The organism is Blastococcus tunisiensis, assembly GCF_900112815.1.
Taxonomy (GTDB): Bacteria; Actinomycetota; Actinomycetes; order Mycobacteriales; family Geodermatophilaceae; genus Blastococcus_B; species Blastococcus_B tunisiensis.
Genome location: NZ_FOND01000001.1, coordinates 343,496 through 357,454, shown reverse-complemented (window position 1 = coordinate 357,454; position 13,959 = coordinate 343,496). Strand labels below are relative to the sequence as shown.

Sequence of the window (13,959 nt, the reverse complement as noted above, 5' to 3'; positions counted from 1 at the left end):
TCGGACAGGGGGCCGGCCTCCGCTCCGCCCGCGCATCCGGTCCTGCGTTAGCGTCCGTGCGTGAACCAGGCTCCCGGAACCGATCCGCACACCCTCGCCGCGACGGCGGCGCAGGACCTCACCGCCGCGCTCGGCGGACCGCACGACGTGGCGGTGGTCATGGGCTCCGGCTGGGCGCCCGCCGCCGACGCCTTCGGCGCCGCCGCCGCGTCGGTGGCGATCGGGGACCTGCCCGGCTTCGCCGCCCCGACCGCGGTCGGCCACGGCGGCGAGGTGCGGTCGGTGCGGGTGGGCGACCGGCGGGTGCTGCTGTTCCTCGGCCGCACGCACCTCTACGAGGGGCGCGGCGTGGAGCCGGTCGTCCACGGCGTCCGGACCGCCGTGGCCGCCGGCGCGCGGACGGTGATCCTCACGAATGCCGCGGGCGGCCTGGCCCCCGAGCACCAGGTCGGGCAGGCGGTGGTCATCACCGACCACCTCAACCTGACGGCGCGCTCGCCGCTGGTGGGTGCCCGTTTCGTCGACCTGACCGACCTGTACTCCGCCCGGCTGCGGCAGCTGGCCCGCGAGCTGGACCCGACGCTCGCCGAGGGCGTGTACGCGGCGCTGCCGGGGCCGCACTACGAGACGCCGGCGGAGATCCGCATGCTGCGCACGCTGGGAGCGGACCTGGTGGGCATGTCGACGGCGCTGGAGGCGATCGCCGCCCACGCCGAGGGGGCGGAGGTCTTCGGGCTGTCGCTGGTCACCAACGCGGCGGCCGGCGTGACCGGCGAGAAGCTGGACGCCGACGAGGTCATCGCCGCCGGCAAGGCCGCGGCGAGCCGGCTCGGGGCGTTCCTCGTCGAGCTGATCGGCCGGCTCCCGTGAGCGGGCCCGTCCTGCTGACCGGTGCGGCCGGCCGGATCGGCACGGTGCTGCGCGGGGGGCTGCCCGAGCGCGGCTGGGCGCTGCGCAGCCTCGACGTCGTCCCGATCTCCGACGTCCGCCCCGGCGAGGAGCAGGTCGTCGCCGACGTGACCGACCTGGCCGCGATGGCGGACGCCATGCAGGGCGTCTCGGCCGTCGTGCACCTGGCCGGCGTCGTCGGCGAGTCCACCTGGCCGGCCATCAGCCACGCGAACATCGAAGGCACGTACGCCACGCTGGAGGCGGCTCGCCGGGCCGGCGTGCAACGGGTCGTCCTGGCCAGCAGCAACCACGCCACCGGGTTCACCCCACGCCCGGCCGCGGGACTGCTCCGCGAGGTCGATGCCCCACCGCGGCCGGACACGTACTACGGCGTCGCCAAGGTGACGATGGAGGCGCTCGGCTCGCTGTACTCCGACCGCTACGGCATGGACGTCGTCTGCCTGCGCATCGGCAGCGCCTTCCCCGAGCCGACGACGGTCCGGATGCTGGCCACCTGGCTCTCCCCCGCCGACAGCGTCTCCCTGGTCGACGCGGCCCTGCGGACGCCCTCGCCCGGGTACGCCGTGGTGTGGGGCGTCTCGGCCAACACCCGCAACTGGTGGGACCTCACCGCCGCCCGCGCCCTCGGCTACGCGCCGGCCGACGATGCGGAGGTGTACGCCGCGGCGCTCATCGAGGCCGAGGGCGAGCCCGACCCGGCGGATCCCGTGCACTCCCGGGTCGGCGGTCAGTACACGCTGGCCGAGTTCGACGCGGAGAACTTCGGGCCGCCCGCTCCCCGGGCCGACATCGCGCCGGGCAGCGGGACGCGGCCGTGAGCGACCTGCTGGCCACCGCCCGGGCCTGGGCCGACGCCGATCCGCACGCCGGCGACCGGGCGGAGATCGAGGCGCTGGTCGAGGCGGGCGACGCCGCCGAGCTGGCCCGCCGCTTCGCCGGTCCGCTGACCTTCGGGACGGCGGGGCTGCGCGGTCCGCTGCGCGCCGGCCCGGCCGGGATGAACGCCGCCGTCGTCACCCGGGCCGCGGCCGGTCTGGCCCGGTACCTGGCGGACTCCGGGCACGCCGGCGGGGGCGTCGTCATCGGCTACGACGCCCGCCGCCGGTCCGACGAGTTCGCGCACGTCTCGGCCGCGGTGCTGACCGGTGCCGGTTTCGCCGTGCAGGTGCTGCCGAAGGCGCTGCCGACGCCGGTGCTGTCCTTCGCCGTCCGGCACCTGGGCTGCGCGGCCGGGATCATGGTGACCGCCAGCCACAACCCGCCCGACGACAACGGGTACAAGGTCTACCTGGCCGACGGGGCGCAGCTCGTGCCGCCGGCCGACCGGGAGATCGAGGCGGCGATCGCGGCGGTCGGCCCGGCCCGCGAGGTGCCGCTGTCCGACGACTGGCTGACCCTGGGCGACGACGTCCAGGCCGACTACGTGGCCGCCGTCGTCGACGCGCTGGAGCCCGCGCGGGTCCCGTCCCGCGGCGAGCTGACCGTCGCCTACACGGCCATGCACGGCGTGGGCGCGGAGACGACCCGGGCCGTCTTCGCCGCCGCCGGGCTCGCGGAGCCGGCGACCGTCGCCGAGCAGGACGCCCCCGACCCGACCTTCCGGACGGTCGCGTTCCCCAACCCGGAGGAGCCGGGCGCCACCGATCTGCTGAAGGCGCTGGCGGACCGGACCGGCGCCGACGTGGCGATCGCCGAGGACCCGGACGCCGACCGCTGCGCCGTCGTCTGCGGCGGCCGGCAGCTGACCGGTGACGAGGTCGGGGCCCTGCTGGCGGACTGGCTGCTGCGCCGGGGGGCGCACGGGACGTACGCGTCGTCGCTGGTCAGCGGTTCGCTGATGCACGTGATCGCGGCGGCCGCCGGGCAGCCGTCGGCGGAGACACCCACCGGCTTCAAGTGGATCATCCGCGCCGGGTCGGCGGAGGCACCCCTCGTGTACGGCTACGAGGAGGCGCTCGGCTACGCGGTCACGCCGTCGGTGGCCCGCGACAAGGACGGGATCTCGGCGGCGCTGGCCGTCGCCCTGCTGGCAGCCGAGCTGAAGGCCCGGGGCCGCACGCTGCTCGACCGGCTGGACGAGCTGGCCGCCGAGCACGGGCTCTTCGTGACCGGCCAGCTGTCCGTGCGGGTCGAGGACCTGACGCTGATCTCCGACGCGATGACCCGGTTGCGCGCCCGGCCGCCGGCGACACTGCTCGGCCGCCCGGTCAGGTACGCCGACCTGGCGCTCGAGGAGCCGCCGGTCGACGCGGTGCGGCTGCTCGGCGACGGCGTGCGGGTGATCGTGCGGCCCAGCGGCACCGAGCCGAAGCTCAAGGCCTACCTGGAGACGGTCGTCCCGGTGCACGAGGACGCCGGCCTGATCGCCGCCCGCGGCCGCGGCGAGGACGAGCTGGACCAGCTCCGCGCGGAGATGTCGGCGGCGCTCGGCCTCTGACGCCGATCAGTTCCGCCGGTCCGCCCGGTCACACCTGCGACGTCCACGAACGGAGGAACCGGTGCGCAAGATCGTCGTCCACATGGCGGTGTCCCTCGACGGCTTCTTCGAGGGGCCGGACCGCGACATCGGCTGGCACCGGGTCGACGACGACCTGCACCGGTACTTCAACGAGTACCTGGCGACCACGAGCGCGTTCCTCTTCGGGCGGGTCACCTTCGAGCTGATGGACGAGTTCTGGCCCACGGCGGACGACGACCCCGAGGTGCCGGCGCCGATGGGCGAGTTCGCCGGCATCTACCGGCGGATACCCAGGATCGTGTTCTCCCGCACGCTGGCGCCGACCGGCCCCCGTACCGAGGTGCACCGCGAGGTCGACCCGGAGGCGATCCGGTCCCTGCAGCAGCAGCCGGGCGGTGACATGACCATCGGGGGCGCGAAGCTGATCGACGCATTCCGGCAGCACGACCTGATCGACGAGTACCGACTCTTCGTCAACCCGGTCCTGCTCGGCCGCGGCCGGCGGCTGTTCGACCCGGCCGACGTCCCCCGCGACCTGCGGCTGGTGGAGAGCCGCGCCTTCGGCAACGGCGTCGTCCTGCTGCGCCACGAACGCGTGCGCCCGGGCTGAGCACCGGTCAGCTCCTCGGTGGGCCGTACCGGTTGGGCCGCGGGTCCGAGCCGAGCAGGCCGACCGTGACGAACAGGACCAGCGTGCCGATGCCGGGCAGCAGGTTCCACGCGAGCCACCAGGCGGAGTGCCCGCGGTCGTGCAGCCGGCAGACGATCGCCGCCACGTTCGGCACCGCGAGCAGCAGCACCGCGAGCAGCGTGACCGGGCCGCCCCCCTCCGGCGTGACCCAGAGCAGGTCCATCAGGTCCGCGTCGTCGTGGCGGACCAGCCGGACCGACGACGAGGCGAACCAGATCGAGTCGGCGACCTGCGCGAGCAGGAAGATCAGCACCAGGACGAGCACGTAGCCCAGCCACAGCTCACCGCGGCGGCGCCTGCCGGTGGGCAGGTACCAGTCCAGGAGACCGTGCGCGGCGCCCCTCGACGTCCCGACGGTCATGCCCCGACCGGCTCCCGGCAGCCGGAGTCCAGCGCCCGTGCGGCGGCGGCCAGCACGGCGACGACGTCCCGGCCGAAGCCGACGTCGCAGGGGTGGGTGCCGCCCGCTACCGCAGCCTGCACCAGCTCGTCGACGGCGACCGCGAAGGCCTCGCGCGCCACCCCCTCCTCGGGCAGCAGCACCAGCCGCCCGGCGTCCCCGTGGACGAAGAACTCGTTGCCCACCGACATCGGCGCCACCGTGTGCGACACCGTGACCGTCGAGGCGACGCCGGACCGGTGGGTGAGCACCAGGTGGACGGTGTCCCCGAGCCCGGCACCGGCCTGCACCGAGACCACCGGACCGAGCGCGGGGACGAGCAGGGAGAGCGCGTGCGGGCCGATGTCCCACAGCGCCCCGCGGTCCTTGCGCCAGGGCGAGGAGTCGAACGGGGAGCCCGCGAGCGACGACAGCCACGAGCCGTGCCCGCCGGCCAGGGTCGTCCGGGCAGCCTGATCGAGCCAGGTCGCCGTGGCCGGGCGGAACCGGAAGGTGAAGAAGACGACCGAGGCGACACCGGCGTCCCGGACGGCGGCGACGACCCGGTCCGCGCCGGCGACGTCGAGGGCGATCGGCTTCTCCAGCAGCAGGTGCTTGCCCGCCGCGGCGGCCCGCTCGGCCAGCGGGGCCTGGACGTCCGGGGGCAGTGCGATGGTGACGGCGTCCACCTGGTCCAGGAGCTGGTCGACGTCGGCGAACCCGGGCACGTCGAACTCCGCGCCGACCGCCTTCGCCTTGGCGCCGTCGCGCCCCCACACGCCGACCAGCTCGGCCGCCGGGTGCGCGGCCAGCGCCGCGGCATGGATCTCCTTGGCCCAGAAGCCGGTGCCGAGGACGCCGAAGCGCACGGTCAGACCGCGCCGAACTGGCGGTCGCCCGCGTCGCCCAGCCCCGGGACGATGTAGGCCTTGTCGTTGAGCCCCTCGTCCACGCTGGCGGTGAAGACGCGCAGCGGCAGGCCGCTCTCCTCCAGCCGGCGGATCCCCTCCGGCGCGGCCAGCGCGCAGAGGACGGTGATGGAGGTGGCGCCGCGGGCGGTGAGCAGCCCGCAGCAGTGCACCAGCGAGCCGCCGGTGGCCAGCATCGGGTCGAGGACGAAGACCTGCCGGTCGACCAGCGACTCCGGTAGCGAGGCCATGTACGCCTCGGGCTGGAAGGTCTCCTCGTTGCGGGCCAGGCCGACGAAGCCCATCTGGGACTCCGGCAGCATCCCGTGCGCGGTGTCGGCCATGCCGAGGCCCGCCCGCAGGACCGGGACGATCAGCGGCGGTGCCGCCAGCCGGAAGCCGGTGGTCCCGGTGACCGGGGTCTGGATCGGCTCCTCGGCGATCGTCAGGTCGCGGGTGGCCTCGTAGACCAGCATCTGGGTGAGCTCGCGCAGGGCGGCCCGGAACATGGCGTTGTCCGTCCGCTCGTCGCGCATCCTGCTCAGGCGGGCACGGGCCAACGGGTGATCGACGACGGTGAGCTGCACGCGGCACACCGTATCGGCAGGCGGGCCCGCAGCATCGGGGCAGCCGGGATCGTGCAGGACGACGGACCCGCCCGGCACGAGCAGCCGACGAGTCGGCGGCGCTCAGGCGAGGAGCGCTGAGCCGAGCAGGATCTCGGTGCCGTCGGGGCGCCAGGTGCGCCATCGGCCGTCGGGTTGCCGCTCCACCCGGAACCCGTGGTGCACCTTGGTGTGGTGCCGTTCGCACAGGAGAGCTGCGTTGTCCACGTCGGTCTCTCCGCCGTGGGCCCAGTGGACGAGGTGGTGGACATCGCACCAGTGGCTGGGGGCGCTGCAGCCGGCGAACACGCAGTGGTGGTCTCGGACGTCCACGGCCCGGCGCAGGTGCGGCGGGAACACCCGTTTCGTGCGTCCCGCCTCCAGCGGCTGCCCTTCGGGGCCGATGACGATCCGGGTGACGTTGCCGTCGCAGGCCAGCATCCGGGCCCGCGCGGCGGAGATCTCCGCGCCGAACCCGGTCGATCCGGCGCCCGGGAGGGCGGCGAGATCCACCAGGTCCGCCAGCGGGATGGTGACGATCACGTGCGGCTTGACGGTCCGCAGGATCGGCAGCTGCCCCGCAGCAAGGGTGTTGTCCGCCCACTGCACGAGGGCGTCGCCCAGCTGCCGGGAACGGGTTCGCAGGTCACCGGCCGGCCGGTCGGCCTGCACCATCGACTCCAGCACGCTGCAGAACTTCTCCCCGCCGACGGCGTCGAGCTCGAACCGGCCGCTCACGCTGCCGTCGGCGTGCCGGGAGATGGACACCGCACGCCGCTCCGTCGGGTCGGGCTCCGAGCCGTCGGGGTCCAGCCGGGCGAGGAAGTGCTGCACGACCGTTCCGAGCACGGCGTGCTCCTGTGTCGTCGCGACCTCCGCGAGGAGCTCGTCGACGGCTGACACGTCGATGCCCTGCCCGACTGCCTCCGCCAGGACGTCCACCGCCGCGGCCGGGGCGATCACCGCGACCTGCTCGGCGGTCACCGCACCTTCGGCGAACGCCTTCGCCACCGCCGGGAACTGCTCCAGCGCTCGCCCGTTACGGACGATGCGGGCTGCCTCCCTGGCCGAGAGCCGCACGTGCCCGCGCAGCCAGGACCGCATGGACCTCGTCCCGTCGCGCTCGGGGGCCTGCATGTTCTCGGCCTTGCGCACGGTGCGGGTCAGCTCGGCGTCCGCCGCGTTGCGCACCGCGACCAGCACCGCCGTCCGGTCCAGCACCTGGTCGTCGGTGACGAGGCCCTCCAGCGCATCGGCGTCCAGGAGGTCCAGGAAGGAGCGCAGCAGCCCGGGCACGACACCCCTCCTCTTCGTTCGATCATGTGTTCGAATTCTACCGCGATCCGAACCTGCCCACGAGGCGAATCCGCAGGTCAAGGGCTTGTCCACAGATCACCGAAGGGCCTTGACACGGCGCCCCGGAGAGCCCGCCCGCTCGAGTCCCACCCCATCGAGGCTGCACGTTCGGATCCCCGGCCGGCGCAGGGGACAATGGCCTGCATGACCCACGTGCTCGACCCCGACGCGCTGCCCGACGACGGGCGCGCGTTGATGGCGCCGCTCCCGCCGTACGACGACGTGACGCGCTCCGACTCGGCGTTCCGCGCCTTCCTGCACGGCCTGCCGGGCGTCGACCAGGTGGGCGCGGAGTCCCGCGTCGCCATGCTGGGCACCCGGTCGATCAAGACCACCTCGAAGGCCTGGGCCATCGACACCGCGATCTCGATGGTCGACCTGACCACGCTCGAGGGCGCCGACACCCCCGGCAAGGTCCGCTCGCTGGCCGCCAAGGCCCGCCGTCCCGACCCCGGCGACCCGGCCTGCCCGCACGTCGCGGCCGTCTGCGTCTACGGCGACCTCGCCGGCGTCGCCCGCGAGGCGCTCGGCGACAGCGGCATCCACGTCGCCGCCGTCGCCACCGCCTTCCCCAGCGGCCGGGCCTCCCGCGCGGTGAAGATCGCCGACGTGCAGGACGCCGTGGCCAACGGCGCCGACGAGATCGACATGGTCATCGACCGCGGTGCGTTCCTGTCCGGCCGCTACCTCGACGTCTACGAGGAGATCGTCGCGGTCAAGGAGGCGTGCGGAGATGCCCACCTGAAGGTCATCCTCGAGACCGGTGAGCTGGTCACGCTGGACAACGTCCGCCGTGCCTCGTGGATCGCAATGCTCGCCGGCGGCGACTTCATCAAGACCTCCACCGGCAAGGTGAACCCGGCCGCCACCCTCCCGGTCTCCCTCGTGATGCTCGAGGCGGTCCGCGACTTCCGCGCCGCCACCGGCCGGCAGATCGGCTTCAAGCCCGCCGGCGGCATCCGGACGACCAAGGACGCGATCAAGCACCTGGTGCTGATCAACGAGACCGTCGGCGCGGACTGGCTCGACCCCGACTGGTTCCGCTTCGGCGCCTCCAGCCTGCTCAACGACCTCCTGCTGCAGCGCCAGAAGCTGCGCACCGGCCACTACTCCGGCCCCGACTACGTCACGGTGGACTGACCCGCATGAGCAGCAGCGTTTTCGAGTACGCCCCCGCGCCCGAGTCGCGGTCCATCGTCGACATCGCGCCGTCCTACGGCCTGTTCGTCGACGGCGAGTTCGTCGACGGCACCGGCGAGCCGCTGAAGTCGGTCAACCCGGCCACCGAGGAGGTCCTCACCGAGGTCGCCACGGCGAGCGAGGCCGACGTCGACCGCGCCGTGCGGGCCGCCCGCCGGGCGTTCGACAAGGTCTGGGGCCCGATGCGCCCGGCCGACCGCGGCAAGTACCTGTTCCGCATCGCCCGCCTGCTGCAGGAGCGGGCGCGGGAGTTCGCCGTCCTGGAGTCCCTGGACAACGGCAAGCCGATCCGGGAGTCCCGCGACGTCGACGTCCCCCTGGCCGCCGCGCACTTCTTCTACCACGCGGGCTGGGCGGACAAGCTCGACCACGCGGGCCTCGGCCCCGCCCCGCGGCCCCTCGGCGTGGCCGGACAGGTCATCCCCTGGAACTTCCCGCTGCTGATGCTCGCCTGGAAGGTCGCGCCGGCGCTGGCGACGGGCAACACCGTCGTCCTCAAGCCGGCCGAGACCACCCCGCTGACCGCGCTGCTGTTCGCCGAGGTCTGCCGCCGGGCCGACCTGCCCCCCGGCGTGGTGAACATCGTGACCGGCGCCGGCGAGACGGGGCGCGCGGTGGTCGAGCACGGCGACGTCGACAAGGTGGCCTTCACCGGCTCCACGGAGGTCGGCAAGTCCATCGCCCGCGCCGTCGCCGGCACCCGCAAGAAGGTCACGCTGGAGCTCGGCGGCAAGGCGGCCAACATCGTCTTCGACGACGCACCGATCGACCAGGCCGTCGAGGGCATCGTGCAGGGCATCTTCTTCAACCAGGGCCACGTGTGCTGCGCCGGCTCCCGGCTGCTGGTGCAGGAGTCGATCCACGACGAGGTCATCGCCTCGCTGCAGCGGCGGATCGGCACCCTGCGGGTCGGCGACCCGCTGGACAAGAACACCGACATCGGGGCGATCAACTCCGCCGAGCAGCTCGCCCGCATCCGGGAGCTGTCCGACATCGGCGAGGCAGAGGGCGCCGAGCGCTGGCAGCCCGCCTGCGACCTGCCCGAGCGCGGGTTCTGGTTCCCGCCGACGGTCTTCACGAACGTCTCCCCCGCCCACCGCATCGCCCGGGACGAGGTCTTCGGCCCGGTGCTCTCCGTGCTCACGTTCCGCACCCCGGACGAGGCCGTCGCGAAGGCGAACAACACCACCTACGGGCTCTCGGCCGGCATCTGGACGGAGAAGGGCTCGCGGATCCTCAAGATCGCGAACCAGCTGCGGGCCGGCGTGATCTGGGCCAACACGTTCAACAAGTTCGACCCCACCTCGCCGTTCGGCGGCTACAAGCAGTCCGGCTACGGCCGCGAGGGCGGCCGCCACGGGCTCGCCGCGTACCTGAAGGGGCACGACGCCTGATGAGTTCCGACCGTCTCGCCGTCCGGAAGACCTACAAGCTCTACGTCAACGGCGCCTTCCCGCGCTCGGAGTCCGGCCGCACCTACGAGGTCACCGACGCCAAGGGCCACTTCCTCGCCAACGCCGCCCGGGCCTCCCGCAAGGACGCCCGCGACGCCGTCGTCGCCGCCCGCGCCGCGTTCCGGAAGTGGTCGGGCACGACCGCCTACAACCGCGGCCAGGTGCTCTACCGGGTGGCCGAGGTGATGGAGGGCCGGCACGTCCAGTTCTGCGAGGAGGTGGCGCAGAGCGAGGGGCTGTCCTCCTCCAAGGCGCGGGCCGCCGTCGACGCCGCCATCGACCGCTGGGTCTGGTACGCCGGCTGGACCGACAAGCTGGCCGCCGTCCTCGGCGGGGCCAACCCCGTCGCCGGGCCGTACTTCGACTTCTCGATGCCGGAGCCGACCGGCGTCGTCGCCGTCCTCGCGCCGCAGCAGTCCTCGCTGCTCGGCCTCGTCAGCGTCCTCGCGCCGGTGCTCGCCACGGGCAGCACCGCCGTCGTCGTGACGTCGAAGGAGCGGCCGCTGCCGGCGATCACCCTCGCCGAGGTGCTCGCCACCAGCGACGTCCCGGGCGGCGTGGTCAACCTGCTCACCGGCGACGCCGAGGAGCTCGGCACCTGGCTGGCCGAGCACGCCGACGTCGACGCCATCGACCTGACGGGGGCGCCCGCGGGCCGGGCCATGGAGTTCGAGCGGGAGGCCGCCGGCACCGTCAAGCGCGTGCTGCGTCCCCCGGCCACCGAGCCGGACTGGACCGCCGACCCGGGCCTGTCCCGGATGACGCCGTTCCTCGAGACCAAGACGGTGTGGCATCCGATCGGCGTGTGACGGCCCGACCGGCGTGTAGCCCCGGAACCCGGGCGCGCGCTCCCAGGTGGACCGGGCAGGATGGGGCCGTGGCCAGGCCCAGCATCGTCCCGATCGCACTCACCCTCGACGACCGAACCGGCTACACGCTGTGGGCTCCGCCGTGGGAGGAGGACGGCGAGGAGTGGCAGGCGTTCCTCGGCACCACCGAGGACGACACCACGCGGGTGCACCTCTTCCCGACCCCGGCCGCGCTGGCGACGTTCTGCCGGCGCAGCACCGACCACGACCTCGCCGACCATCCGGTGTGGCCGGTGGTGGCCGGACTCGGCGCCGCCGACCTGACGCCGGACGACGACCACCGCTTCGACCTCGACGGCGTCTACGACATCGCCGCGGAGAACCCGGACCGGTGGGCCGTCGAGGAGCTGGCCGCGACCGTCGACATGGTCAGCCGGCTCGCCGAGTGCCTCGACACCGGTGGTGAGGACGACGAGGACGACGACGAGACCCAGTTCGAGGCCGTCGCCGAGCTCGCCGCCAAGCCCGAGATCGGCTCCCTGGGGCTCGGGGTGGACGCCTTCGTCGGCCGCTCCGGCGAGGACGCGTGGGTCGGCGTCGGGAGCGTCCTCGACGACCTGTGGGAGGACGTCGTGGCCGAGCTCGACGAGCACTTCGACTGGACCGGCGCCGGCTCGGCCACGCTGGAGGACTACCCCTCGGCGTCCGACACCGACGAGGACGACGAGGACGACACCGGGGCAGACGAGCGGCCCACGGGTGCGACCGCCGTCGCACCCGTCCGCACCATCGCCCGCGGCGGCCGGATCGACGCCCCGCCGGGCGAGGTGGCGAAGGCCGCGGCGTTCTGGGAGGCCGTCGGCATCCTGCCGGTCGAGATCGTGGTCCCCGAGGGCGCCGGGGTGACCCTGCGCTGCTACGTCGAGGACGTCGCCCGCTTCCTGGGCCGCGACGGCGAGGTGTTCGTGTTCGACACCCCGGCCGACCTCAGCCGCTTCTGCCGGGGCACCGAGGACCACGACCTCACCGAGATCGCGTCCTGGCCGGAGGTGGCCGAGACCGACGTCCCGCCGCTGCCGTCCGACCAGGACCGCTACGACCTGACCGAGCTCACCGAGGCGCTCGCCGAGGTCGCCGACGGCGCCGCCGGGCTGGTCGACCACCAGGCCTTCGCCCAGCCGGTCGAGGGCGTCCGCGACCTGGCCGAGTACGCCGGCCTGCGCCGCGTCGACGAGCTGCTCGCCCCCACCGCGCCGCTGGGCAGGGCCGTCGCCCGCGGCGAGGCCGACCCGCGGGCGACCCTCCGCGCCGAGGACGCCGCCACCCTGCGGACCGAGTGGGACGAGGTCGTCACCCAGGTCAGCGGGGCCCTCGTCTTCCGCGGGTAGGGACCCTCCCCCGCCAGTGCGCGGGGGCGCGGACGAACAGAACGGCCGGCCCCGGGAGAACCCCGGGGCCGGCCGCTCAGTTTCGTGCTGGGACTGCTAGTTGCTGTAGCGCGACGGCCGGCTCGGCCGGCCACCGGAACGCCCGCCGCCGTACGAACCGCCGGAGGAGCGCTCGCCGTACGAGCCCCCGGAGCGCTCACCGGCCGGCCGCGGCTTGTCGCCGAACGAGCGGCGCGGGCCGCCGCGGTGCCCGCCGGTGGGGCGGTCGCCGTCGCGACGCGGACGCCCGCCGGGGCCGCCACCGCCGCGGCGCATGTCGCGCTGGGTGCGCTCCTTGGGCTCCACGGGGATGCCCTTGGCCACCAGGTCGAGGATCGCCTGGTCGCCCGGGCGGATCCGGTCGACGGACGGGTCGACCTTGGCGGTGCGGAAGCGGCGCTTGGCCTGCCCGACCTGGTCGGGCAGCAGCAGCGAGACGACGACACCGGCGGCACCGGCGCGGGCGGTGCGGCCGGACCGGTGCAGGTAGGTCTTGGCGTCCGTCGGCGGGTCGTAGTGCAGGACCAGCGAGACGTCGTCCACGTGGATGCCGCGGGCCGCGACGTCCGTGGCCACCAGCACCGGGGACCGGGCGTCGGTGAACTCCTCGAGGGCCCGCTTGCGCGCGGACTGGGGCAGCCCGCCGTGGATCGCCTCGGCCTTGATGCCGGCGGCCTTCAGGTTCTCGGCCAGCCGGTCCACGCCCAGCTGGGTGCGGGCGAAGACGATCGTCCGGCCGGGGCGGCCGGCGAGCTCGGTGGCCACCTGCAGCTTGTCGCGGAAGGCCAGGCTGAAGGCCAGGTGCTCGGCCGGCGGGGCGTCGTCGCCGGCCCGCTTGACCTCGTGCCGCGCCGGGTCCTTGAGGTAGCGGCGGACCAGCGAGTCGACCTCGCCGTCCAGCGTGGCCGAGAACAGCAGCCGCTGGGCGTTGCGGTCGGTCTGGTCGAGCAGCTCCTTGACGACCGGGAGGAAGCCCAGGTCGGCCATGAAGTCGGCCTCGTCCAGCACGGTGACGACGACCTCGGCGAGGGTGGCCTCGCCCTGGCTGATCAGGTCCTGCAGCCGGCCCGGGGTGGCGATGATGACGTCCACGCCACGGCGCAGCTGCTGGATCTGGCGGTACATCGGCGCGCCGCCGTAGACGGCGACGAGCTGGACGCCACTGGCCTGGCCGAGGGGCGCCAGGGCGTCGTGCACCTGCTGGGCCAGCTCACGGGTCGGCACCAGGACCAGCCCGCGCGGCGCGCGGCGGCCGTTCTTGACCTCCCGGCCCACGCGGGCCAGCAGCGGCAGACCGAAGGCCAGCGTCTTGCCGGAGCCGGTGGCGGCCTTGCCGAGCACGTCACGCCCGGCGAGGGCGTCCGGCAGGGCGGAGGTCTGGATGGCGAACGGGCGGTGGATGCCGCGCCGCTCGAGGGCGGTCACCAGCGGCTGGGGCAGGCCCAGCTCGTGGAAGGTCGGACCCGCGGGGGTCTCGACGGGGGCGTTCTCAGAAGTCTTCTGGACAGCAGTGTTCTGAACAGCGTTCGACTCGAACGAGACAGGGTGGACCAACGTCATGCGGGGTGGGGCTCCGATACAGCTCGGAGCGCGTCCCGTGAAAGAGGAGGAGCACCGTCAGGTACCGGCGTCCTCACTTGGCGATCGGATGCGCCCAGGGATGGAACGCGTGATCTGCACGGATGCGCTCATGCCCGGACCAACCGTCCGGGAGGATGACCGGCGTTGTGCCGGTCTGCCCAGGTTAGCAGCGGGGCCCG

At 74.0% G+C, this 13,959-nt stretch carries 13 protein-coding genes; 8 read left to right on the top strand and 5 right to left on the bottom strand.

The features are described from left to right. The first annotated feature begins 60 nt into the window (after window positions 1-60). From BM142_RS01730 to BM142_RS01715, 4 genes are all read left to right on the top strand, one after another. A complete protein-coding gene (locus BM142_RS01730) occupies window positions 61-870 on the top strand; it encodes a purine-nucleoside phosphorylase (protein ID WP_092195026.1) in 810 nt (269 codons plus the stop codon). Continuing rightward, on the top strand, window positions 867-1,730 hold the full coding sequence (locus tag BM142_RS01725) for an NAD-dependent epimerase/dehydratase family protein (protein WP_092195025.1): 864 nt from the start codon (window positions 867-869) through the stop codon (window positions 1,728-1,730). Before BM142_RS01730 ends, BM142_RS01725 begins: the two co-directional genes overlap by 4 nt. Beyond that, the gene (locus tag BM142_RS01720) at window positions 1,727-3,349 is read left to right on the top strand and encodes a phospho-sugar mutase (RefSeq protein ID WP_092195024.1); all 1,623 of its coding nucleotides are present in this window, start codon (window positions 1,727-1,729) and stop codon (window positions 3,347-3,349) included. The genes BM142_RS01725 and BM142_RS01720 overlap by 4 nt, the downstream gene beginning before the upstream one ends. 61 nt (window positions 3,350-3,410) lie before the next feature. Then, complete coding sequence (locus tag BM142_RS01715; RefSeq protein WP_092195023.1) at window positions 3,411-3,980, top strand: dihydrofolate reductase family protein; 570 nt, start codon at window positions 3,411-3,413, stop codon at window positions 3,978-3,980. Window positions 3,981-3,987: 7 nt separating this feature from the next. Here the strand turns inward: BM142_RS01715 and BM142_RS01710 are convergent, their stop codons facing one another. The 4 genes from BM142_RS01710 to BM142_RS01695 all read right to left on the bottom strand — a co-directional run bounded on the left by BM142_RS01710 (window position 3,988) and on the right by BM142_RS01695 (window position 7,249). After that, window positions 3,988-4,422 (bottom strand): DUF805 domain-containing protein, encoded by a 435-nt coding sequence (locus BM142_RS01710; RefSeq protein WP_092195022.1) that lies wholly within the window; start codon window positions 4,420-4,422, stop codon window positions 3,988-3,990. After that, the gene (locus BM142_RS01705) at window positions 4,419-5,309 is read right to left on the bottom strand and encodes a Gfo/Idh/MocA family protein (RefSeq protein WP_092195021.1); all 891 of its coding nucleotides are present in this window, start codon (window positions 5,307-5,309) and stop codon (window positions 4,419-4,421) included. Before BM142_RS01705 ends, BM142_RS01710 begins: the two co-directional genes overlap by 4 nt. A gap of 2 nt (window positions 5,310-5,311) precedes the next feature. Further along, on the bottom strand, window positions 5,312-5,935 hold the full coding sequence (gene upp / locus BM142_RS01700; RefSeq protein ID WP_092195020.1) for a uracil phosphoribosyltransferase: 624 nt from the start codon (window positions 5,933-5,935) through the stop codon (window positions 5,312-5,314). Window positions 5,936-6,037: 102 nt separating this feature from the next. Then, complete coding sequence (locus BM142_RS01695; RefSeq protein WP_139228733.1) at window positions 6,038-7,249, bottom strand: HNH endonuclease; 1,212 nt, start codon at window positions 7,247-7,249, stop codon at window positions 6,038-6,040. Window positions 7,250-7,453: 204 nt separating this feature from the next. On the opposite strand from BM142_RS01695, the gene deoC reads away from it, so the two are divergent. The 4 genes from deoC to BM142_RS01675 all read left to right on the top strand — a co-directional run bounded on the left by deoC (window position 7,454) and on the right by BM142_RS01675 (window position 12,160). Continuing rightward, on the top strand, window positions 7,454-8,449 hold the full coding sequence (gene deoC, locus BM142_RS01690; protein ID WP_217640518.1) for a deoxyribose-phosphate aldolase: 996 nt from the start codon (window positions 7,454-7,456) through the stop codon (window positions 8,447-8,449). 5 nt (window positions 8,450-8,454) lie between these two features. Continuing rightward, window positions 8,455-9,903 carry an aldehyde dehydrogenase family protein gene (locus tag BM142_RS01685; RefSeq protein WP_092195019.1) on the top strand — a complete coding sequence of 483 codons (1,449 nt, stop codon included), beginning with the start codon at window positions 8,455-8,457 and terminating at the stop codon, window positions 9,901-9,903. Further along, window positions 9,903-10,772 carry an aldehyde dehydrogenase family protein gene (locus BM142_RS01680; RefSeq protein WP_092195018.1) on the top strand — a complete coding sequence of 290 codons (870 nt, stop codon included), beginning with the start codon at window positions 9,903-9,905 and terminating at the stop codon, window positions 10,770-10,772. The genes BM142_RS01685 and BM142_RS01680 overlap by 1 nt, the downstream gene beginning before the upstream one ends. A 68-nt stretch (window positions 10,773-10,840) precedes the next feature. Further along, entirely contained in the window at window positions 10,841-12,160 is a 1,320-nt protein-coding gene (locus BM142_RS01675) for a hypothetical protein (RefSeq protein WP_092195017.1), read from the top strand. 96 nt (window positions 12,161-12,256) lie between these two features. On the opposite strand, the gene BM142_RS01670 is transcribed toward BM142_RS01675, so the two are convergent. Continuing rightward, window positions 12,257-13,759: a DEAD/DEAH box helicase gene (locus BM142_RS01670; protein WP_092195016.1), complete on the bottom strand. Its 1,503-nt coding sequence runs from the start codon at window positions 13,757-13,759 to the stop codon at window positions 12,257-12,259. Between the last annotated feature and the right edge of the window lie 200 nt (window positions 13,760-13,959).